Source organism: Cupriavidus sp. USMAHM13, assembly GCF_001854285.1.
GTDB classification, from domain to species: Bacteria; Pseudomonadota; Gammaproteobacteria; order Burkholderiales; family Burkholderiaceae; genus Cupriavidus; species Cupriavidus malaysiensis.
Genome location: NZ_CP017751.1, coordinates 441432 through 463002, shown reverse-complemented (window position 1 = coordinate 463002; position 21571 = coordinate 441432). Strand labels below are relative to the sequence as shown.

At 66.2% G+C, this 21571-nt stretch carries 21 protein-coding genes and 1 pseudogene; 5 read left to right on the top strand and 17 right to left on the bottom strand.

Features of this window, described 5'->3' with window-relative positions; genetic code table 11:
- Positions 1-17 precede the first annotated feature (17 nt).
- From BKK81_RS02095 to BKK81_RS02045, 11 genes are all read right to left on the bottom strand, one after another.
- Positions 18-494 (bottom strand): nuclear transport factor 2 family protein, encoded by a 477-nt coding sequence (locus tag BKK81_RS02095; RefSeq protein ID WP_071010552.1) that lies wholly within the window; start codon positions 492-494, stop codon positions 18-20.
- 84 nt (positions 495-578) lie between these two features.
- Positions 579-947, bottom strand: a complete 369-nt coding sequence (locus BKK81_RS02090) for a hypothetical protein (RefSeq protein ID WP_197523942.1) — start codon at positions 945-947, stop codon at positions 579-581.
- A 7-nt stretch (positions 948-954) separates the two neighbouring features.
- The gene (locus tag BKK81_RS02085; RefSeq protein WP_071010551.1) at positions 955-2166 is read right to left on the bottom strand and encodes an aromatic ring-hydroxylating oxygenase subunit alpha; all 1212 of its coding nucleotides are present in this window, start codon (positions 2164-2166) and stop codon (positions 955-957) included.
- Positions 2167-2209: 43 nt separating this feature from the next.
- A complete protein-coding gene (locus BKK81_RS02080; protein ID WP_071010550.1) occupies positions 2210-3565 on the bottom strand; it encodes an acetamidase/formamidase family protein in 1356 nt (451 codons plus the stop codon).
- A gap of 131 nt (positions 3566-3696) precedes the next feature.
- Positions 3697-3963 (bottom strand): SemiSWEET transporter, encoded by a 267-nt coding sequence (locus BKK81_RS02075; RefSeq protein ID WP_071010549.1) that lies wholly within the window; start codon positions 3961-3963, stop codon positions 3697-3699.
- Positions 3963-4976: a 2Fe-2S iron-sulfur cluster-binding protein gene (locus BKK81_RS02070; protein ID WP_071010548.1), complete on the bottom strand. Its 1014-nt coding sequence runs from the start codon at positions 4974-4976 to the stop codon at positions 3963-3965. Before BKK81_RS02070 ends, BKK81_RS02075 begins: the two co-directional genes overlap by 1 nt.
- Before the next feature lie 10 nt (positions 4977-4986).
- The gene (locus BKK81_RS02065; protein WP_071010547.1) at positions 4987-5316 is read right to left on the bottom strand and encodes a non-heme iron oxygenase ferredoxin subunit; all 330 of its coding nucleotides are present in this window, start codon (positions 5314-5316) and stop codon (positions 4987-4989) included.
- A gap of 75 nt (positions 5317-5391) precedes the next feature.
- On the bottom strand, positions 5392-6177 hold the full coding sequence (locus BKK81_RS02060; RefSeq protein ID WP_083383875.1) for an SDR family oxidoreductase: 786 nt from the start codon (positions 6175-6177) through the stop codon (positions 5392-5394).
- 20 nt (positions 6178-6197) lie between these two features.
- Positions 6198-6725 (bottom strand): flavin reductase family protein, encoded by a 528-nt coding sequence (locus tag BKK81_RS02055; protein WP_071010546.1) that lies wholly within the window; start codon positions 6723-6725, stop codon positions 6198-6200.
- Positions 6715-7977, bottom strand: a complete 1263-nt coding sequence (locus tag BKK81_RS02050) for a styrene monooxygenase/indole monooxygenase family protein (protein ID WP_071010545.1) — start codon at positions 7975-7977, stop codon at positions 6715-6717. The genes BKK81_RS02055 and BKK81_RS02050 overlap by 11 nt, the downstream gene beginning before the upstream one ends.
- A gap of 105 nt (positions 7978-8082) precedes the next feature.
- Positions 8083-8757 carry a response regulator transcription factor gene (locus BKK81_RS02045; RefSeq protein ID WP_071010544.1) on the bottom strand — a complete coding sequence of 225 codons (675 nt, stop codon included), beginning with the start codon at positions 8755-8757 and terminating at the stop codon, positions 8083-8085.
- A gap of 159 nt (positions 8758-8916) precedes the next feature.
- Between BKK81_RS02045 and BKK81_RS34005 the strand changes: the two are divergent.
- Positions 8917-9105 (top strand): annotated as a pseudogene (locus BKK81_RS34005) (transposase); the annotation flags it as partial.
- Between the two features lie 344 nt (positions 9106-9449).
- Here the strand turns inward: BKK81_RS34005 and gyrB are convergent.
- The 3 genes from gyrB to dnaA all read right to left on the bottom strand — a co-directional run bounded on the left by gyrB (position 9450) and on the right by dnaA (position 15591).
- On the bottom strand, positions 9450-11975 hold the full coding sequence (gene gyrB, locus BKK81_RS02040) for a DNA topoisomerase (ATP-hydrolyzing) subunit B (protein ID WP_071010543.1): 2526 nt from the start codon (positions 11973-11975) through the stop codon (positions 9450-9452).
- Between the two features lie 245 nt (positions 11976-12220).
- On the bottom strand, positions 12221-13336 hold the full coding sequence (dnaN, locus tag BKK81_RS02035) for a DNA polymerase III subunit beta (protein ID WP_071010542.1): 1116 nt from the start codon (positions 13334-13336) through the stop codon (positions 12221-12223).
- A 503-nt stretch (positions 13337-13839) separates the two neighbouring features.
- Positions 13840-15591 carry a chromosomal replication initiator protein DnaA gene (gene dnaA / locus BKK81_RS02030; protein WP_071010541.1) on the bottom strand — a complete coding sequence of 584 codons (1752 nt, stop codon included), beginning with the start codon at positions 15589-15591 and terminating at the stop codon, positions 13840-13842.
- A gap of 891 nt (positions 15592-16482) precedes the next feature.
- On the opposite strand from dnaA, the gene rpmH reads away from it, so the two are divergent.
- The 4 genes from rpmH (at position 16483) to yidC (ending at position 19151) form a co-directional block, all read left to right on the top strand.
- Positions 16483-16617, top strand: coding sequence for a 50S ribosomal protein L34 (gene rpmH / locus BKK81_RS34000; RefSeq protein WP_006578231.1), 135 nt, complete (start codon positions 16483-16485; stop codon positions 16615-16617).
- 115 nt (positions 16618-16732) lie between these two features.
- A complete protein-coding gene (rnpA, locus tag BKK81_RS02025; RefSeq protein ID WP_156811334.1) occupies positions 16733-17164 on the top strand; it encodes a ribonuclease P protein component in 432 nt (143 codons plus the stop codon).
- 24 nt (positions 17165-17188) lie between these two features.
- Complete coding sequence (gene yidD, locus BKK81_RS02020; RefSeq protein ID WP_071010539.1) at positions 17189-17464, top strand: membrane protein insertion efficiency factor YidD; 276 nt, start codon at positions 17189-17191, stop codon at positions 17462-17464.
- Positions 17465-17486: 22 nt separating this feature from the next.
- Entirely contained in the window at positions 17487-19151 is a 1665-nt protein-coding gene (gene yidC, locus BKK81_RS02015; protein WP_071010538.1) for a membrane protein insertase YidC, read from the top strand.
- 147 nt (positions 19152-19298) lie between these two features.
- Here the strand turns inward: yidC and BKK81_RS02010 are convergent, their stop codons facing one another.
- The 3 genes from BKK81_RS02010 to BKK81_RS02000 all read right to left on the bottom strand — a co-directional run bounded on the left by BKK81_RS02010 (position 19299) and on the right by BKK81_RS02000 (position 21439).
- A complete protein-coding gene (locus BKK81_RS02010) occupies positions 19299-19724 on the bottom strand; it encodes an organic hydroperoxide resistance protein (protein WP_071010537.1) in 426 nt (141 codons plus the stop codon).
- A 229-nt stretch (positions 19725-19953) separates the two neighbouring features.
- Entirely contained in the window at positions 19954-20427 is a 474-nt protein-coding gene (locus tag BKK81_RS02005; protein ID WP_071010536.1) for a MarR family winged helix-turn-helix transcriptional regulator, read from the bottom strand.
- A gap of 76 nt (positions 20428-20503) precedes the next feature.
- Positions 20504-21439, bottom strand: coding sequence for a LysR family transcriptional regulator (locus tag BKK81_RS02000; RefSeq protein ID WP_071010535.1), 936 nt, complete (start codon positions 21437-21439; stop codon positions 20504-20506).
- Positions 21440-21571 lie beyond the last annotated feature (132 nt).

The following is a 21571-nucleotide window of genomic DNA, read 5'->3' as shown; positions in this document are numbered from 1 at the left end:
GCCTCGCGGACGGCATCTCATGCCGCCGTGGGCACCCAGTCCTCTCCGTTCGGATGCACGAGCCGCAGGTCCAGCTGCACGTGCCGGAAGCGCCAGATACCGTCGGCCTCGGTCAGTTCGCTGTGGTACCAACCGCCGATCCAGTGGGCGCGGTGTGCGCCGTCTTCCTTGAGCTGCGCCAGTTCCCACAGGTACCAATGGCAGCGGGCGGAGCGCAGATCCGGGTTGACTTCGACTACCGGCGAGACCATGTAGTGCAGGCTCCAGACGATCTGCTCCGTGCCGATCTGCGCCAGGTGCGCGGCGATGGCCTCGCGGCCCACGCATCGGCCGAAGCCTTCCGCTTCCCAGACCGCGTCCTCATGAAACAGTGGGCCCAGGATGCCGGGATCGTTGCGACGGTCGGCCCCGCGTGCGTACTCGCCAACGAGCCGGCGTATGGCCTCGATGGCTTCCAGCCTGCGCAGGCGCTGTGAAAGGGTCGCGGATGTCATGGCGGGCTATGTCATGGCGGGATGAAAGGCCGCCGGCCAAAAAGCCGGCGGCAGGTGGTGGCGAAGTGGATGCCTGGCGGCCGCCTACAGCACGGACTGTCCGTGCTCGGCCACGAAGCGCGACTCCTCGAAGGCGTAGGGCACGCCCGGACTGCCGCCGTACAGCTCGATGTGAGGCGCCACCTCGGCCATCGACAGCGACAGCGCAAGCAGACGCGACACGTCGAGCGGCAGTTCACCCAGCGGATAACGATCCAGGTACTTCAGGATCGCCGGCATCCGCGGCAGCATGTTGTCGTAGAAGTACTGCAGTTCCCCACGGCTGGAGGCTTTGCGCCGCGCCTGGCGCGCATCCTGCGTCTGCAGGGCCCAATCGGCCACCAGGGGCTCCAGCATCTCGAAATCCTTCGGCAAACTCGTGTTCATGGCGTTCACGGCGTTCATGGCGTTCATGGCGTCTTCACTCCTGCTTGGCGGTCATGTATTGCTCCAGCACCTTGTACCCATGGCGCAGCAGGATCTCCTCGTCCTGCAGAACCATATGCGTCTTCGCGCCGGACTCCAGCGCTGCGTGCGTATCCTCCATCGTGGCGGTATCTTCCAGCCAGGCGTTGCGCTGCAGGACCTGCGCGAACTCCACCGCCCAGCGCTCGCTGTTGGTCTTGGGGGCCGGCACGTAGTACTTGCCTTCCCACAGCGTACGGTTGTGGGCAATCGGCCAGAACTGGTGCGTGAACCAGATGCCTTCGGAGATGTGGATCAGGATGTTGGGGAACACCACGCTGAGCTCGAAAGAGAAATCCTCGCGGCGGCTCGGGTTGACCGAGGCGGGCAGCATCGATGCACCGCGCTTGGCAACCAGGGAGGCACCTGTGATCTCGTTGGCCATCGCGGCAATCGGTGTCGGCGTGGCGTCCAGCGTCAGGCAGATGCCGGTGGTACGGTGGTCGCCGAACAGCTCCACGTCCGCCAGGCCGGTCGAGAAGGCATTGGGGAAGGAGCCGGCGTGGATCGTCGAAACGTGGTACGCCTCGGAGAACGCATCGAGCGCGATCTTCCAGTTGCAGTCGAGCGTCGTGTGATAGCTGAAGCACCGGTTCATCGAAGCAAAGGGATAGCCTGCCAGGTGCTTGCCCATGCCGCCCAGGTAGTTCTGCAGCGAGTCGACCGGCTCCTTGGACAGATTGATGAAGATGAAGCCTTCCCAGACGTCGGTATGGACCGGGGTCAGGCCATTGGAGGCCTTCTCCCAGCACGGTGAGAAGCGTTCTTCCTCCGGCACGTGGGCGATCTGGCCTTGCGCGTCGTAGACCCAGCCGTGGAAGCGGCAGGTCACCACGGCTGCCTTGCTGCGGCCGAAGGTCTCCTCGCCGCTTTCCACGATCACCTTGTTGCCCCGGTGCGAGCAAGTGTTGTGGAAACCGCGGATCTTGCCATCCTTGCCGTGGATCAGGATCACCGAGGTCTTGGCGAAATGGATCTTCTTGACCTTGTAATCGCCAGCATTGGGAATCTCTTCCACGCGGCCCGCCTTGAGCCAGATCTTCATGAAGACCTGCTCCTTTTCCTTTTCGAAGTATTCCGGCGAGATGCATGGCTCGACCGGAATGGGCTCCAGTCCCAGCTCGGGAAACTTGCTTGCCCAGCGCAATTGCTCATGGGGTACGTTCATTGTTGCTCCTCGTTTTTTCTCGTGCAATGATCAGGCGGCCCGCTCAGGCGTGCTGCGCGGGCGCATCCTCCAATCCATACTGGCGGCGTACCAGGTGACCGATGCCCAGGCGGTCCAGCACCGCCATCGGGCACAGGAAGGTCACGCGTACGACGCCCGGCAAGCGGCTGATTTCGATCGACCCGGCAATCGTGGCGCGGTTGAGGATCTCGTCGTAGGGCAGGCCCGTGACCTTCGCTGCGCGATCGAGCCCGTTCTTGGTTGCCGCATTCAGCGTCGTGCCGGAGCCGATGAAGGTGATCGGACCATTGCATTCGATCTCACCCTGGCCATAGCGCGCGGCGAGTGCTCGTACGTGGGCGCGCTGCGCCGCGCTCATCGGGCGGGCCATCGGCGGCAGGTCATCGGGACGTTGCAGCAGGATCGGACCGTCCAGCGCGAGATCCTTGATCACCTCGACTTCCAGCTCGACCTCGCCGGCTACGTCGGTCGCATGCCCGGCGATTTCGCCGTTGCCCTGCTGGGCATGCATATCGCCCATGTAGACGCCGGCGCCGGGCACCTTGACCGGGCAGATCACGATCGCGCCCGCGCGTACCGAGTTGGTGTCCATATGGCCATCGGTCTTGTGCTGGTCGAGCTGCTCCTGAGTCAGCGAAAAGCGGTGCGGCGCGGCGACCAGGTAGGCGCCGAAATCGCCGGCGTTGTGCGAGTCCGGAATATCGGTAGACGGCAGCGTGCCGATATTGCCGAGGAATGGCTGCATGTGGGCGGCCACGCCGGCCATGTCGGCACGTGCCAGCGACAGGATCGAATGCTGCTCGGAGCGCTCCGGCAGCAAGGCGTGCGCGCCCGGCATGGCGGCGATGCGCTGGGCGGCTGCGCGGTCCACGGTCAGCGACACACCATTGGTCCGGTCCAGCACGATCACATAGCCGTTGCTGAAGCGGAAGGCGTTGACCTCGGCACCGCAGGTATTGCAGCGGATCGCCGTGTCGCCGATGCCTTCGACGTGGCTGGCCGGGCTCGGCGTGCCGCAGGCCGAACACAGCTTGGCGACGAAGGGATCGCCGAGATAGCGTCCTTCCACGAACTCCATGACGCCGGAAGAGGTGGCTTCGGACGTCACGTCGCAGCGCAGGATCTTGAGCGCGACGGCATCACCGACTTCGGCGCCTTCGATCGCGACGGGCTGCGTGACCTCGTGCCCGCCCTCGAAGATGGGCGTGATCATCGGGCCCCAGCAGCCCGGCGGAGTGCCGGTGGAGATGCGGCCGCCGTCGCGGACCGGGCCCAGCATCTCGAGGCTGGGGCCGATCACGCCGCGCGTGTAGCGGCTGACATGGACGTGGTCCACAGGCGGGACGGTGATGGTCGCAGTGGGCGTATCCGGGGACATGTGGTCTTCCTCCTGTCTGGCTTGTCGAATGGTCAGCTTAGGCGTGGGGGGCGCTGCGGAGAATCCGGCCGGCTATCTACGGGGATAAGGTGAAACACGTATCCGCAGCACGCCTGGCCCGCGCGCGGGCTTCACGCTTCGAAGCGGCGCTTGAGCACGAGGATGGCGACGGCCTGCAGCAGGACGGCGGCGTTCGAGACCACCATCGGCATCGATCCGATGGCGACGCCATAGCCGAGCCAGAGCATGACGCCGGCAATGAACGCGATATACATCCCGTATGAGATGTCAGCGGCGGAACGCGAGCGCCAGATCTTGAGCAGTTGCGGGACAAAGGCGCCCGTCGTCAGGGCGGCGGCAAGCAGGCCGACGCCATCGAGCAGGCTCAGCGCAAGCATCAGAAGTAGCGATCGAAATGGATCTGGCCCTGCGGCACGCCGTGCTCCACCAGCAGCAGGTGCTCGACGGCCTCGATCATGGGCGGGGGACCGGCGAGGTAGAACTCGTGGTCTGCGAGGGCTGGTGCCAGCGTGTCGCGCACCAGTTCATGGACAAAGCCGGTGTGGCCATGCCATGGCGGATTCCCGGCGGCGGGGGCTGAGACGGTCGCGTAGTAGGCCATCCGTTCGCCGAACCCCGGCAGCTGCCGCAACAGGTCTGCGCCGCAGATGTCCCGCGGCGTGCGTGCACCATAGAAGAAATGGAGCCGGCGCGCGTGCATGGCCTGGCTGTCCGCAAGGCCGCGGGCAACCGACAGCATAGGCGCCAGGCCCGAGCCGCCGGCGATGCAGACCACGTCGCGCGCTATGTCGGTACGCAGGTATGCGATGCCGTATGGCCCATCGATCTCGATGCGGTCGCCGATGCGCATTTGGTCGAACAACACCCCGGTCGCGGCGCCAGCGGGCGTGCGGCGGATCTGGAAATGCCAGTGACCGTCCGCGTTCGCAATATTCGACATGGAGTACGCACGCGGCGCGTTGACGTCGGGCAGATGCAGCAGGGCGTACTGGCCCGGCAGGAACTGCGCACGCCCTTGCGCCCGGAAGTGGAACTCGCGGATGTCGTGTGTCAGGTCCTGTGTCCCGGTCAGTTCCGCCAGCCGCATGGCAGGCAGCACAGCCGGGCGGCAGGCCTCATCCAGGCGCAGCTTAATGGTGCAGTCGCCAAGCGGACGGGCCTGGCAGCCCAGCAGCCGGCCCTTGGCGCGGTCACGCGCCGAAAGGCCCGGCGCGTTCTCGCGCAGGTTGAGGACCTCACCCTGCAGCAGTTCGAACTTGCAGGTCCCGCAGGCGCCGACATTGCATTCATAGGGCAGGGCGAGACCTGCGCGCAGGCCGGCGCGCAGCACCGTATCGCCGGCGTGGCACGCAAAGCCGCCGGCGGTGCCTTCAAGATGGATACGGAACATCAAGGCGACCTCATTCCGGTTGGCGGATGTGGACACCGCCTTGCTCGACCGTCACGTCGTAGGTCCTGAGCGCAATGCGGCACGGTGCCCCGGTCGGCTTGCCGGTGCGGATATCGAAGGTGCCCTGGTGGAACGGGCATTCGACCAGGTCGCCATCGATCTCTCCTTCGCACAGCGAGGCTTCACCATGGGTACAGCGGTCGTCGGTGACGAAGAAACTGCCGTCCAGGTTGAAGACGGCAAGTGCGGGAAAGCCGGGAATGTCGACGCGGCGAGCGGTGTTGGCGGGGACTTCCTCGGCGCGGCAAAGAAAGTGCAGGGAGTGGACAGCGGTTTCCATGGGATCGATCTCGTACAAACTGCGTCGATGAGGCCGCCGGTGCCGTATTGGCCCGGTATCGGCCTGGCGTGATGGCTATGCAACCAGCGCGGCGATCGGTGACAGCCGCTGTTCCGGCCCCATTGCGCTATAGCCACCGTCGACCGGCAGGTCGGCACCCGTGATGAAGGACGCATGGTCGGAGCAGAGGAACACCACCGCGGCGGCGACTTCCTCCGGCTCCCCCACGCGCCCGAGCATGTGGAAGGGCGCTGCAATGGCGTTGGTGCGGGCCTTGTCGCCGCCCGACAGGGTGTCCAGCACGCCGGACCAGGTCCAACCGGGCGACACGCTGTTGACGCGAATACCATCGCCGGCGAGGTCCAGCGCCTGGCTGCGCGTGAGCTGCAGGATGGCTGCCTTGGACGCGGGGTAAAGCCAGCGGCCAGCCTGCGCCGCACGCGCGCTGGTGGAACCGAGGTTGACGACGGCGCCACCCTTTGCCGCAAGGTGCGGATGAGCTGCGCGCAGCAGCATGGCGGCGCCGATCAGGTTGACGTTCAGCGCCTGCGTCCACGCCAGCCGGTCCGAGCTGATCGCGTCGTCGACATAGCTGCACGCGACATTGACGAGGAAGTCGATACGGCCGAATGCGGCCACCGTCTCCTCAACGCAGTGCAGGATCTCCTGGTCCTGCAGCAGGTCGGTGCGCACGAAGCGGGCCTTGCCGCCGAGCTCGGCCTGCAAGGCTTCGCCACGCTGCGCGTCGATGTCCGCGATGACCACGCTGGCGCCATAACGCAGGAATTCGCGGGCAATCGCAGCGCCGATCAGGGTTGCGCCGCCGCTGACGATCGCGACCTTGTCCTGTATGCCTTTCATGATGATGTCTCCGGAAATCGTCAGCCCACGGTGCGCGCTTCGCCCGGGTGCCTCGGGTAGGCCTGCAGGCGGCCCTGGCAAAAGAGCAGCGGCGATGCTTGCTGCGACCGGTAGCGGACGATCTGTCCGATCAGGATCAAGTGGTCGCCCGCCGGATGCGACGTGGCGGTACGGCATTCGAATTGCGTCGCTGCGCCTTCGATGAGCGGTACGCCTTCGATGCCATCAAGCGTCGCCACGCCGTCGAACTTGTCCGCCGACGGTGTCGCGAACTGCCGGCAGATGGCGGCCTGGTCGCCGGCCAGCACGTTGATGGCGAAGTGCCCGCAACGTTGGAAGGCAGCCAGATTGGGCGAACTCAGCGCCAGGTTCCACAGCACCAGGGGCGGGTCCATGGAGACCGAGGTGAACGAGTTGGCGGTCACGCCAAGGCGTTGCCCGTCGGGGCCGCGCGCGGTCACGACCGTCACGCCGGTCGGGAAGGTGCCAAGGGCCCGCCGCAGATCGGCGCGATCGAATGGCGAGAGCATGGGAAGGTCAGGCTGCATCGTGGACCCTCCGCGCCACGAACTGCCGGGCCGCGTCGCGGTCGTCGATCCACGGCCAGAAATCCCGCGGCGTTTCGAAGCACGCCATGAAGGCATCGGCGACCTCGCGGTGGCGAGCCGCGGCGCCGAGCACTTCCATCGCCGCCTCGCCTGGCGGCTCGAGCAGCAAGTTCGAGAAGGCCGACGTGTAACTGGCGGAGTTCTCCCAGAAGGCGTCGAAGGTCGATTGGACCCACGCCGCATCCAGGCCCTCGCCGTGCGCCTCGGAGATGGCCTGGAGCAGGTGCTCCGCCATGCGCGAGGCGTTGTTGGCGCCCTGGCCGGCAATCGGATCGTTCAGGCAGACCGTGTCGCCGACTCCCATTACCACGCGCCCGGAGGGCAGGGTACCGACCGGCTTGCGGATGGTGGGGGTGAACGCGCCCTTGAGCCACGCATTCGGGTCCGTCAGCTTGGCGTCTTCGAGGTGCGCGGCGTCATCGGGTGCGTACTCGCGCAGCACCTGCCTGGCGACGGCAAGCATCTCCTGCCCATCCGCTGCATCGCCGAAGCGGTCCATCGGGCCGCCGGGGCGGGCTTCGAAGAGGAAACTGCGGCATTCCCCTGCCGTATGCGTATAGAACGGCAGCGAGAAGAACTCGCCCACGCCCATGATGAAGTTGAAGCGTAGCGGGCGGAAGTCGGCCTTGGGCCAGGGGCGCTCGCCAAGCAGCTTGGGGCCGCGCAGCAGCAGCGCGGCCAGCTGGCGCGGCGGCGTGTGGTGGCGGCTGCGTTCGGCATCGCGCTCGAACAGGGCGTTGACGGCGCCCTTGCCGGCGGCAATGAACGTCAGGGTGTGTTCGGCAGCAACCTGTTCGAGCTCATCGAGCGAGACGGTCCGGATCACGAGCTTGCCGCCGCGCCGCTCGAACTCCTGCATCCACCGCGCGAACTTGGTGCGCTGGTCCAGCGCCTGCCCGGACTTCTCGTGCAGGCGGCCCGCGACGGACAGCATGCTCTTGCCGCCAGGGTCGCGAAAATCGACCAGCATGCCTTCGCCAAGCGGAGCCTCATGCTCCCAGAAGTTGAGGCCCAGGCGGCGCTCCATCTCCAGGGTGCGGTTGAACAGGAAGGCGGTGCTCTGAATGCGGCTGGCGAGCAGCTGCTCGGGATTACGATCGTTGTAAAGGGTGACGTCGTGGCCGCGGTCCAGCAGGCCGAATGCGAGATGCAGCCCGCACTGGCCGCCACCGATGATTGCGAACTTCTTCATGCCTTGTCTCTCCTCGTTCCGATCGTGTTATCTCGGAATCAAGGTTAAGTGACGGCATGGTGCGGGTAAATTCGTTCACCCACCTAGGGGAATAAGGGGGAGCACTTACTCCCGCACGGGTGGGCCGGAATCGTTCGCGGACCTGTCTTCCACCGCAAGGCGGACCAGCTCCGCGAGTGAAGTGACACCGAGCTTTTCGCGGATATGCGCGCGATGCACCTCGACGGTCTTGTAGCTGATGTCGAGTTCCGTGGCGATCACTTTCGATGCCTTCCCCTCGACCATCTTCTCGAAGACCTCGCGTTCGCGCGCCGACAACTGGCCCAGCCTGCTGCGGAGGCTGCCACGTGTCGTGGCCGCGGCGTGCTGGCGCAGCGATAGTTGCAAGGCGACCTGGACCCGGTCGATCAGAGCCTGGTCGTTGAAGGGCTTTTCGAGGAAATCGTGAGCACCGCCCTTCATGGCGCGCACGGTCATGGGGATGTCGCCATGCGCGGTGAGGAAGATGACCGGCAGCAGGAAGCCTCTGGGCGCGAGGCCTTCCTGCAGATCGAAGCCACCCATGTACGGCATGCGGACGTCAAGCAGGATGCATCCCGGCACAGAGGGATCTGCGGCATCAAGAAATTCGCGGCCATTGGCGTAGGCGTGTACGCACAGGCCCACGGACTCCAGCAGCCACTTCAGCGAAGTCCTGACGCCGCCATCGTCATCGACGACGTAGACAACCGGCTCGGGAGCTTCTGTGGCGTGGCGGGCGTCGGCGGGGGCGGCTTTCATGGCGTGTGTCTCTCTATTTTTTGTTGGGCCCGAAGACAGGTGCGTCACGATGCAAGTTGCCCGGCACTCTTGTCAATAGGCATTGCCCTGGTGACCTGCCCCCTGCAAACAGGGCGAGCCGGAGTCTAGTAAGGTTCCTTTTCGGAGAAGAAGACGAACATCGAGAAGCGCTTCACGGAAGCGCAGATCATTGGGTTTCCGAAGGAAGCCGAGGCTGGTATGCCGGTCAAGGGACTGTGCAGGAAGCACGGGTTCCGTGACGCGTCGTTCTGCACTTGGCGCGCAAGGTTCGGCGGCATGGACGTGTCGGAGGCGCGCCGGTTGAAGGACCTTGAGGCTGAACGATCTTCCGCCAGCGGAGTTGGCAGCGAAACACGGGCAACAGCGGATGCTCCTGCCGCTTTCCAGGAGCTGGTTTAACGGGACGTTGCTGGAAGCCTGCTGGCCCTGCTGAAGGGGTCGGTTCACCAAAGACCGGCCTGGAAAGTCGCCCATAGTGCCGCCGCGCCCGAAAAAAAGCCCAGCCAATTCTGGCTGGGCTCATCTCGCTTCCAGGTCAACTACGGATCCTGCCGCTTCCGAAACCGTCGACCTGTTGTCCTCTGCAGGCCAATAGCACTGACCAAGGTCCGGCTGTAGCAGCGTTGTGGCGCCAGTTGCGATGGCTTTGGCACCCTAAGGCCGGGTCGACATCAAACGTCGATATTCCGCGCCACCAGCGCATTGCTCTCGATGAAGTTGCGGCGCGGTTCCACCTCGTCGCCCATCAGCGTGGTGAAGATCTGGTCGGCCGCGATGGCGTCTTCGATCTGCACCTTGAGCAGGCGGCGCTGGGTCACGTCCAGCGTGGTTTCGTAGAGCTGCTCGGGGTTCATCTCGCCCAGGCCCTTGTAGCGCTGGCGCGAGACGCCGCGTTCGGCTTCGGACAGCAGCCAGGTCATGGCGGCGTGGAAGTCGCCCACGGTCTGGTCGCGCTGCTTGTCGCCCTCGCCGCGGCGCACCTTGGTGCCGTCGGGGATCAGGCCCTGGAAGGTCTGGGCGGCCTTGGCCAGCGCGGCGTAGTCGGCGCCGTGGACGAAGTCGGCGTCCAGGTGCGACAGGCGCACGTTGCCGTGCTGGCGGCGCGCGATCATCAGGCGGTGCTTGTCGGTCTTCTCGTCGAACTGGGCGTAGACGTCGGCGGTGCCATCGTTGTTGACGGCGGCGCCGCTGAGCGTCTTGGCGTGCATCTCGGCGAGCTTGGCCTTGAGCGCCACGGCGGAGGCCTCGGCGGCGGCGGCGCTGTCGAGGTCGAGCGTGATGCCGTCGGCGATGGCGCGCAGCGCGTCGCTGTCGACGATGCGCGACAGGCGGCCGATCACGCCTTCGGCGAGCTGGTACTGGCGGGCCAGTTCACCCAGCGCTTCGCCGCTGATCTCGCTGCCGTCGGGGCGCGCCAGGGCGGCCTTCTCCAGCGCCAGGCGCAGCATGTAGGCGTTGAGCTCGGTGTCGTCCTTGATGTAGCGCTCTTCCTTGCCGTGCTTGACCTTGTACAGCGGCGGCTGCGCGATGTAGACGTAGCCGCGCTCGATGATGTCGGGCATCTGGCGGTAGAAGAAGGTCAGCAGCAGCGTGCGGATGTGCGAGCCGTCGACGTCCGCATCGGTCATGATGATGATGCGGTGGTAGCGCAGCTTGTCGAGGTTGTAGTCGTCCTTGCCGATGCCGGTGCCGAGCGCGGTGATCAGCGTCAGCACCTCCTGGCTCGACAGCATCTTGTCGAAGCGGGCGCGCTCGACGTTGAGGATCTTGCCCTTGAGCGGCAGGATGGCCTGGAACTTCCGGTCGCGGCCCTGCTTGGCGGAGCCGCCTGCGGAGTCACCCTCGACCAGGAACAGTTCGGACATGGCCGGGTCCTTCTCCTGGCAGTCGGCCAGCTTGCCGGGCAGGCCGATGCCGTCCAGCACGCCCTTGCGGCGCGTCATCTCGCGCGCCTTGCGCGCGGCTTCGCGCGCGCGCGCCGAGTCGACGATCTTGCTGCAGATGATCTTGGCGTCGGCCGGCGTTTCCAGCAGGAAGTCGGTCAGCGCCTTGGAGACCAGCTCTTCCACCGGCAGGCGCACTTCGGACGAGACCAGCTTGTCCTTGGTCTGCGAGCTGAACTTGGGCTCGGGCACCTTGACCGACAGCACGCAGGCCAGGCCTTCGCGCATGTCGTCGCCGGTGGTCTCGACCTTGGCCTTCTTGGCGATCTCGTTCTCTTCGATGTACTTGTTGATGACGCGCGTCATCGCCGCGCGCAGGCCGGTCAGGTGGGTGCCGCCATCGCGCTGCGGAATGTTGTTGGTGAAGCAGAGCACCTGCTCGTTGTAGCCGTCGTTCCACTGCATGGCCACTTCCACCGCGATGCCGTCCTTCTCGGCATTGGCGTAGAAGATGGTCGGGTGCAGCGTGGTCTTGGCGCGGTTGATGTACTCGACGAAGCCCTTGACCCCGCCCGAGAAGGCGAAGTCCTCTTCCTTGCCGGTGCGCTGGTCGGTCAGCCGGATGTGCACACCGTTGTTGAGGAAGGAGAGCTCGCGGATGCGCTTGGACAGCACCTCGTAGTGGAACTCGACGTTGGTGAAGATGGCCTCGTCGGCGAGGAAGTGCACCTCGGTGCCACGCTTGTCGGTGGCGCCGGTCACCTTCATCGGCGAGACTTCGACCGGCTGGCCGTCGGTGCCGGTGGCGCTCTCGACCAGGCGGTTCTGCACCGCGCCCTGGGCGAACTCGAGCAGGTGGACCTTGCCGTCGCGGCGCACGGTCAGGCGCAGCCACTTGGACAGCGCGTTGACGCAGGACACGCCCACGCCGTGCAGGCCGCCGGAGACCTTGTAGCTGTTCTGGTTGAACTTGCCGCCGGCATGCAGCTCGGTCATGGCGATCTCGGCCGCGCTGCGCTTGGGCTCGTGCTTGTCGTCGAACTTGACGTCGGGCGGGATGCCGCGGCCGTTGTCGACGATCGAGATCGAGTTGTCGGTGTGGATGGTGACCTGGATCTCGGTGCAGTAGCCGGCCAGCGCCTCGTCAATGGAGTTGTCCAGCACCTCGAACACGAGGTGGTGCAGGCCGGTGCCGTCGGAGGTGTCGCCGATGTACATGCCGGGACGCTTGCGCACCGCCTCCAGGCCTTCCAGGATCTGGATCGAGGAGGCTCCGTAGCTGTTTTCCTGTTGCGGTTTCTGCTGTTCGGTCATGTTTTCCTACTCACGGCAATGGCGGGAACCGGGCCGGCGCCGGCGTCGTGGGCCGGGGCGGGCGTCGGTCGGTCCGCGTGCGGGTTACTTAAAAACGGCAAAAGGGGCGGATCCCGCGGATCCGGCCCCTGCTGCGGCGGCATGTCCGGCCCTGCGGGCCGGCTGCCGTGGCGTGCCGTTGGATGCTCCGGTGTGGCGAATCTCGTCGTTCCTTGTGTCGTCCAGGCTCGACTGCTGCCGTCGCATCAGATGCGCATCGGCATGACGACGTACTTGAAGTTGTCGTCATCCGGCACGGTGATCAGCGCGCTCGAATTCGAGTCGCCGAGGGAGACCTGCACCTGCTCGCTCTTGAGGTTGCCGAGCACGTCGAGCAGGTAGGTCACGTTGAAGCCGATATCCAGGGCGTCGCCCGAATAGTCGAGTTCGAGTTCTTCCTGGGCTTCTTCCTGGTCCGCGTTGGTGGAGCTGATCTTCAGCGTGTGGGTGCTGAGGATGCAGCGCACACCCTTGAACTTGTCGGTGGTCAGGATGGCGGTGCGCTGCAGCGCCTGCTGCAGCTGCACGCGGTCGATCGCGAAGGCGTTCTTGTAGCCCTTCGGGATCACGCGCTGGAAGTCGGGGAACTTGCCTTCCACCAGCTTGGAGATCAGCTCCACGTTGGCGAAGGTGAACTTGATCTGGTTGGCGGCGAGCTGGACCTGCACGGGATCGTCGGTGTCCTCGAGCAGGCGCTGCAGTTCCAGGATGGTCTTGCGCGGGATGATGACTTCCTGGCGCGCGCCGGCGCCCGCCGCTTCCTGATCCAGCTCCACGCCGCAGTAGGCCAGGCGATGGCCGTCGGTGGCCACGGCCATGACCTTCTTGCCGTCCACCACCAGCAGCATGCCGTTCAGGTAGTAGCGGATGTCCTGCTGGGCCATGGCGAAGTGGACCATGGCGAGCAGGTGCTTGAAGGTCTTCTGCGGCAGCGTGACGGTGGCGTTGAACTCGCTCGCCTCGGCCACGGTGGGAAATTCCTCGGCGGCCAGCGTCTGCAGCGCGAAGCGGCTCTTGCCGGACTGCACGGTCATGCGCTTGTCGTTGAGCGACAGGGCGACGTCGCCGTCGGGCATGGCGCGCAGGATGTCGAGCAGCTTGCGCGCGGCCACGGTGGTGGCCACGCTGTCACTGCCCACGCCGCACTCGGCATGGGTGGTGATCTGGATCTCGATGTCGGTCGAGAGGAAGGAAACGTTGGCCCCCGACTTGCGGATCAGCAGGTTGGCCAGGATCGGGAGGGTGTGGCGGCGCTCCACGATGCCGCTCACGATTTGCAGCGGTCGCAGCAGGTTGTCTCGCGAGGTTTTGACCAATTGCATTGAGTTTATCCTTCGTCGTTTGTCGTCGGCGACCGCAGGGCCATTGGCTCCGTGATTCACATCGATCCAAATTTACTTTGGAATCAAGGAGTTAATGTGCCATTGTACCAAAGGATAAGCCGCTGCGGTGAAGCGGGGCGACGCTCGCCGGGCCGTGCGCCGGGCACATGCCGCAGGCGATATGTGCTCCGTACATCACGATTTTCCACGAATAAAATGCCCCATGAGGCATTTATTGGTGGATTTCCCGGCAGTTCGTCCCGACTCACCGCAAAGCCTTAGCTCTGGCGACCATGGCACCCGTGCCGGCGGTGCTTCTGGTTGATTCCGCGTACTGCTATCCCATTCGGGGCAGCCGGCCCGCAAGGCCGGCGCGCACCCTACAGTATGCCAGCCCCGCATGGCGGTTCAGGCAAATTCGCACCCTCGCTCCCGGGGGGAGCCGGGGGTGCAGATTCTTTGCATCCCATGCACATTCCATGCACATGGTCCGTGCCCGGTGCTCAGCCCTTCAGCGTCTGCTCCAGCACGTGCAGCTCGTGGTTGAGCTGCGCGTCCTTGCTGCGCTCGTCGGCGATCTTGCGCACCGCGTGCAGCACGGTGGTGTGATCGCGCCCGCCGAACAGCTCGCCGATCTCGGGCAGGCTCTTCTGCGTCAGTTCCTTGGCCAGGTACATGGCGATCTGGCGCGGCCGCGCGATATTGGCGGGCCGCTTCTTGCTGTACATGTCCGCGACCTTGATGTTGTAGAAGTCCGCGCAGGTCTTCTGGATGTTCTCCACCGAGATCTGGCGGTTCTGCACCGTCAGCAGGTCCTTGAGCGCCTCGCGCGTGACCTCGATGGTGATGTCCTTGCCATGGAAGTTGGAGAAGGCCAGGATCTTGCGCAGCGCGCCTTCCAGCTCGCGCACGTTGGAGCGCAGGTGCTTGGCGACGAAGAAGGCGACCTCCTCCGGCACGCTGACGTTCTCGGCGGCGGCCTTCTTCATCAGGATCGCCACGCGCATCTCCAGCTCGGGCGGCTCGATGGCCACGGTCAGCCCGGAGTCGAAGCGCGAGATCAGGCGATCGTCGATGCCGGTGATCTCCTTGGGATAGGTATCGCTGGTGATGATCACCTGCGCCCGGTTGGCGATCAGGGCCTCGAAGGCGTAGAAGAACTCTTCCTGCGTGCGGTTCTTGCCCGAGAAGAACTGGATATCGTCGATCAGCAGCAGGTCGAGCGAGTGGTAGTAGCGCTTGAACTCGTCGAAGGCCTTGCGCTGGTAGGCCTTGACCACGTCGGAGACGTACTGCTCGGCATGGATGTAGCGGATGCGCGCGCGCGGGTTCTCCATCAGCATGAAGTTGCCGATGGCGTGGATCAGGTGGGTCTTGCCCAGGCCCACGCCGCCATAGAGATACAGCGGGTTGTAGGACTTGCCCGGGTTGTTGGCCACCTGGATGGCAGCGGCGCGCGCGAGCTGGTTGGCCTTACCGGTGACGAAGTTGTCGAAGGTCAGGATGGGATTCAGGCGCGAGCGCTCGTGCACGGTGTCCGACGGCTGCTGGGCGCCGCCCATGCCGGCGCCACCGGGCCCCATGCCGCCCATGCCCGCGCCGCCCGGCTGGGCCGGCACGCGGTAGGAACGCGCGGCGGCCTCCGCCGGGTCCATCTGGGCCACGTCGATATCGGCCATGGCCGCACCGCCCATGCCGCCCATGCCGCCCATCGGGTTCATGGCGCCATGGCCGACCGCCCCGCCCATGCCGGCGGGGTAGGCGCCGCCGCCGAAGCCGGCTGCGCCGGCCGGATGGCCACCCTGGCCGCCCTGGCCGAACGGCTGCGCGCCCTGGGCGAAGCCGGGGCCGCCTGCCGGGTACTGGCCGCCCGGCATGCCCGCCTGCATCTGGCCGGGCTGGACCGGCGCCGCGCCCGGATAGCCACCGCCCGGCACGCCCGCCGGCGGTACCAGGTGCGTGCCGGCCAGGCCGTTCGCCTGCGCGTACGCCGCCGCCCGCCCCGAGGCCGTGGGGTCGAGCACGAAGTGCACGCTCACATCCGCCTCCCAGTACTCGCAGGCGAGTGCCGTGATGCGGCTGGCGAACTGGCTCTTGACCCAATCCAGCTTGAAGCGGTTGGGCGCGGCGATGCGCAGCGTGTGCGCCTCCTCGTCGAAGGCGACCGGCGCCAGCGGCTTGATCCAGGTCTTGAATTGTTGCGGCGTCAGTTCGCGCTCGAGTTGCGCGGCTGCCGCCTGCCAGAAATCTTGCATTGTTTTGTTTTGCGATCCCGACGACCGATGCGGCTCACGCCTGCGCTTCCCGTCCGGGACTTTGCATGGTGACCTTCGCCGCCGGCAGATGGGAAATAGGAAATGGCGGGGCGACCGGACCGTAAACCACACGTATACAACTTCGTATACGGGTATACGGGCGATCACCTCGCCACCTCTCCCAATGCTGGCGCGCCATGCGCGGACCCGGGCTGCGCGTGAGCCACGCCACCCCGTCTGATGTTTGGACCCGGATTGTACCCCTCGCTCCAAGTTATCCACAAAGGATAAGTCTGTGGACAAGTTGTGTAGAAGCAGTGGATCGTTGTGCACAACCCTTGATTTGACGCGACCTGGCGGTGCGCGCAAGGTCCCGTAAACAAATGGAAAGACTGCTTTTTCTCCTGTGGACAGGCCTGTGGAGCGCGGCCCGCGACGTGCTCACTTACCCACCGGGCATTGTGGACAATGACACACGCAACGCGTTTACCTGACGCCACGCCAGGCGACGTATACGTCGTATACTCAGCTCCTCGCCTTGACACTTCCGGCAAAAATCGTTTAAATGGCGGGTTCTGCGATGCGGCAGGGGATCACGTATGCGCATCGCCGGGTCTGACCTGATCCGTACCGTCCGCGCCCGCGGGCCGGATGGCCGGGACGGACAGCAGGCCGAAGCAGCCTGACCAGGAAGAGACAGCAAGGCCGGCACGCCGGCTCGATCCCGACAGGTCAGCAGCGTCGCAAGACGCACGGCCGGCAGCAAAAGACAACCGCAGACGTCGGCAAGTCCGCCTACGCGGCAGCCCCAAGCGAACCATATGCGGCGGCCATGGCGCCCCGGCCACCGGCCGGTGCCCGGGCGAGCCCGGATCAACCAGAGAGTGCAACATGAAACGTACCTACCAACCTTCCGTTACCCGCCGCAAGCGTACCCATGGTTTCCGTGTGCGCATGAAGACCCGTGGCGGCCGTGCCGTCATCAACGCGCGTCGCGCCAAGGGCCGCAAGCGCCTGGCAGTCTAAGGGCCGGGCGACCGGCCGGAGCGGCGCAGCCTGCGCCGCGTCCGGCCGCCGCCTCGCCTGCAGGACGGCCGGGAGCACTGCAGCCAAGCGCAGCAATCCGCTAGCTTTGCCCAGCGTGCCCGCCCATGCCTTTCCCAAAGCCGTAAGGCTGACAAAGACGGATGAGTTTTCATCCGTTTTTGCTTTGCGGCCCCGTCGCCGCAGCCAGCACTTCGTGCTCTACGTGCGCCCCAACGGGCTCCCGCAGGCACGACTGGGGCTGGTGACGGGCAAGAAATTCGCCCCGCGCGCGGCCGAGCGCAACCTGGTCAAGCGCATGGCGAGGGAACTGTTCCGCCTGCGGCAGGACCAACTTGCCGGCCGCGACGTACTGCTGCGCCTGCAGGCCAAGTTCCCACGCGCGGACTTTTCCAGCCGCGCCGCCATCCGCCGGGCCTGCCTGGCTGAGATCGGCGCGCTGCTGGATGTGGCCGCGCGGCCGCTGCCGCCACCGGTGCAGCCCGCCCCCGCGGGCGCGCACCCGCCGGCCGCGGCGCCGACCGCCTAGCCGCCGCCCGAACGAGCCGTCATCATGAAGCGACTCCTGCTAGCCCTGCTGCGCGTCTACAAGATCGCCCTGAGCCCGTTTTTCGGCTCGCAGTGCCGCTTCCTGCCGACCTGTTCCGACTACGCCCGCGAGGCGATCGAACGCCACGGCGCTGGCCGCGGCAGCTGGATGGCTGCCCGCCGGCTCTGCCGTTGTCATCCGTTCGCACAGGGCGGGTATGATCCCGTGCCTGGCGTCATGCCCGAAGCGAGCGCCTCCGAGCCGGCGGCGCGCATCACCGTCCGGCTGCCCCGACCCTGAATCCCCCTGACCACTGCGAGACATGGATATCAAACGCACCATACTGTGGGTCATCTTCGCGATGTCCCTCGTGCTGCTCTACGACAACTGGCAGCGCGCCACGGGTCATCCGTCGATGTTCTTCCCGAGCGCCAACCAGCAGCAGGCAGCCGCTTCGGGCCAGGCCGCCAACGCGGCCACCCAGGGCGACGTGCCCAAGGCCGCCGGCGCCTCCGCGGCGGCCGCGCCCGCTGCCGCGCCGCAGGCCGCGGCCCAGCCCGCCGGCGAGCAGATCGTGGTGACCACCGATGAGGTGCGTGCCACCATCGACACCGCGGGCGGCATCCTGTCGCGCCTGGAACTGCTGAACCAGCATGAGAAGGACGGCAAGCCGGTGGTGCTGTTCGAACGCGACAGCGCGCGCACCTACGTGGCCCGCTCGGGCCTGATCGGCGGCGACCTGCCGAACCACACCACGGTGTTCACGGCCGCTCCCGGCCCGCGCACCCTCGGCAGCGCGGACACGCTGGAAGTGGCGCTGACGGCCGACAAGGGCGGCATCAAGCTGGTCAAGACGTACATCTTCCGCAAGGGCAGCTACGTCGTCGACACGCGCTTCGCGGTGACCAACGACGGCACCCAGGCGATCTCGCCGACGCTGTACCTGGAACTGGTGCGCGACGGCAGCAAGATCGAGCAGTCGCAGTTCTACAGCACCTTCACCGGTCCGGCGGTCTACAGCGACGCGAACAAGTACCACAAGATCAAGTTCGAGGACATCGCCAAGGGCAAGGCCGACGTGCCGGCCGCGGCCGACAACGGCTGGGTGGCGATGGTGCAGCACTACTTCGCCTCGGCCTGGATCCCGCAGACCGGCAAGCAGCACAGCTTCTACGTGGAAGCGATCGACGCCAACCTGTTCCGCGTGGGCATCCAGCAGCCGCTGGGCCAGATCGCGCCGGGCGCCACGGTGACCACCGATGCGCGCCTGTTCGCCGGCCCGCAGGAAGAGCGCATGCTGGAGAAGATCACCCCGGGCCTGGAGCTGGTGAAGGACTATGGCTGGCTGACCGTGCTGGCCAAGCCGATCTTCTGGCTGCTGGAGAAGCTGCATGGCTTCCTCGGCAACTGGGGCTGGTCGATCATCCTGCTGACGGTGCTGATCAAGCTGGTGTTCTTCCCGCTGTCGGCCGCGAGCTACCGCTCGATGGGCAAGATGAAGGACCTGCAGCCGCGCATGACGGCCATCCGCGAGCGCCACAAGGGCGATCCGCAGAAGATGAACCAGGAGATGATGGCGCTGTACCGCACCGAGAAGGTCAACCCGCTGGGCGGCTGCCTGCCCATCGTGATCCAGATCCCGGTGTTCATCGCGCTGTACTGGGTGCTGCTGTCGTCGGTGGAAATGCGCGGCGCGCCGTGGCTGGGCTGGATCCATGACCTGTCGGTGCCGGATCCGTTCTACATCCTGCCGATCGTGATGGCCGTGTCGATGTTCGTGCAGACCAAGCTGAACCCGACCCCGCCGGACCCCGTGCAGGCCAAGGTCATGATGGTCATGCCGCTGGTGTTCTCCTTCATGTTCTTCTTCTTCCCGGCCGGCCTGGTGCTGTACTGGGTGGTGAACAACGTGCTGTCGATCGCCCAGCAGTGGCAGATCAACCGCATGCTCGGCAAGGGCAGGGCCGCGGCGGCAGCCAAGAGCTGAGCGCGCCTCCCCTGACGTGCAAAAAAGCCCGGCTCGTGCCGGGCTTTTTCTTTGCGCGCCGGGCGGCGGGCGTTGCGTGCCGCGCCGGGCGGCACCGCCATCACGCCATCACGCCATCACGCCATCACGCCGATCGCGTCGGTCGCCTCAGGCCAGGGTCAGCGTCACGTCGATATTGCCGCGCGTGGCGTTGGAGTAGGGGCACACGGTGTGCGCCTTGTCGACCAGGCCCTGGGCCACCGCGCGGTCGATGCCCGGCAGCGAGATCTGCAGTTCCACCTCGATGCCGAAGCCGCTGGAGATGGCACCGATGCCGACCTTGCCGGTGATCGACGTCTCGGCCGGCAAGGCGATCTTCTGCTGCGCGGCCACGTACTTCAGCGCGCCGATGAAGCAGGCCGAGTAACCCGCGGCGAACAGCTGCTCGGGATTGGTGCCGTCGCCGCCGGCGCCGCCGAGTTCGCGCGGGGTGGTCAGCTTGACGTCAAGCACGCCGTCGGACGAGACGGCGCGGCCATCGCGGCCGCCGGTTGCCTGGGCCTGGGCGCGGTAGAGGACTTTTTCGATCGACATGGTGGACTCCTTGGTTGGCTAGAGTGGGTCTGGGTTTTTGTTGCTGATTGCTGATTGCTGATTGCTGATTGCTGATTGCTGATTGCTGCTGATTGCTGCCGAGGTCACGGGAGTCGCCGCCATCGCCGGGGAGGCACCGCACCCGCTTTGAATTGCTAGCGATTGAATCGCGCACTACATATGATCTGCCAGCCAACGGCAGCCTGGGCCGCCGCCGGCCTTGCCGCGCCTAAGGTTGCATCGCCTCCTTGGCGAAGCGTTCACGCAGCGTGTCCAGCTCCCGCTTCAGCGTGACCAGCTCATCGATGCTGCAGGCCGAGGCGCACAGCAGCGATTCCGGTACCTGCCGCGCCGGCGCCTTCATCGCCCGGCCCGCTTCGGTCAGGCTGACGATCACCTGCCGTTCGTCGGCCGCGGCGCGTGCCCGTTTCAGCAAGCCCTGCGCTTCGAGCCGCTTGAGCAGGGGCGTCAGGGTGGCCGAATCGAGGTTCAGGCGGGCGCCGATATCGGAGACCGTCACCTCGTCCTGCTCCCACAACACCAGCATCACAAGGTATTGCGGGTAAGTCAGTCCTAACGGACGCAGCAGCTTGCGATACAGCTTGTTCAAGGCGAGCGAGGTGGCGTACACCGAGAAGCAGAACTGGTGGTCCAGCAGTTGCGCCGTCGCCGGCAGCTTGAGCGGGGTGTCTTGCGTATCCATGGGCAAAATATAGGTCGCGCGCGATCTACTTGCAAGCAACGTGTTGACCAGCCCGCCACGCGGGGGGCGACACGACTCAGCGGGGCGTCTGGACCGTGCCCGCTTGTGCCGTCGCCAACTCCCGCACCAGCTCCCGCAGCCGCGCCAGCGCAGGCGACGGATTGCCCCGCCGCAGCGCCAGGTGCAGCGGGGCGGACAGCGCGGGGCAGTCCAGGTCGCGGTAGACGATGTCCTCCCCGCCCAGCCGGCGCATCGAAGCCGGCACCACCGACACCCCGAGCCCGGCGGCCACCAGGCTGAGCGTGGCCGGCAGGCGCGGCGCTTCCTGCGCCACCAGCGGGCTGAAGCCGGCCGCGCGGCAGGCGGCGAGGATGCTGTCGTAGAGGCCGGGGCCGGTCGGGCGCCGGTACAGGATGAAGGGCTCGCGCTCCAGCGCGGTCAGCGGCAGCGGCGCGGCCGCGCTACCGGCATCGGCCGCCAGCGGGTGATGGGCGGGCAAGGCAGCCAGCATGGGCTCGTCGAGCACCGGATCGAGCAGCAGGTCGGGCAGGCCGCCCGCCGGGGAGCGCACGAAGGCGGCATCGAGCCGCTCGTGCAGCACCGCGTCGGCCAGCTCGACGGTGCCGGCCTCCTCCAGCGCCACCGCCACGCCCGGCATGCGCGCGCGGAAGGCGCGCAGCACCGCCGGCACGAAGGGGTGGAAGCTGGCCGAGCTGGTGAAGCCCAGCGCCAGCCGCCCCAGTTCGCCGCGCGCGGCGCGCTGCACCACGCCGGGCAGGGCCTCGGCGCGCGCCAGCAGCACGCGCGCCTCCTCCAGCAGCGCCTGGCCGGCCTCGGTCGGCCGCACGCCGCGCGGCAAGCGCTGCATCAGGCGCGTGCCCAGCTCGGCCTCCAGCCCGCGCAGCAGCCGCGTCAGCGGCGGCTGCTGCATGTCCAGCCGCTCGGCGGCACGCGTGATATTGCCTTCTTCGGCCAGCGCCACGAAGGCGCGCAGGCGGCGCAGATCGATCATCCAGCCATCTCCCGCAGGACCTGGTTCACCATCCTGCTTTATCCATACCATCAGGGTATGGATATTGTGCTCGGGATGAGCTGGAAATCATAGATGAGCGCGCCTATGCTTGCGCCATCCCTTGCCGGGGCC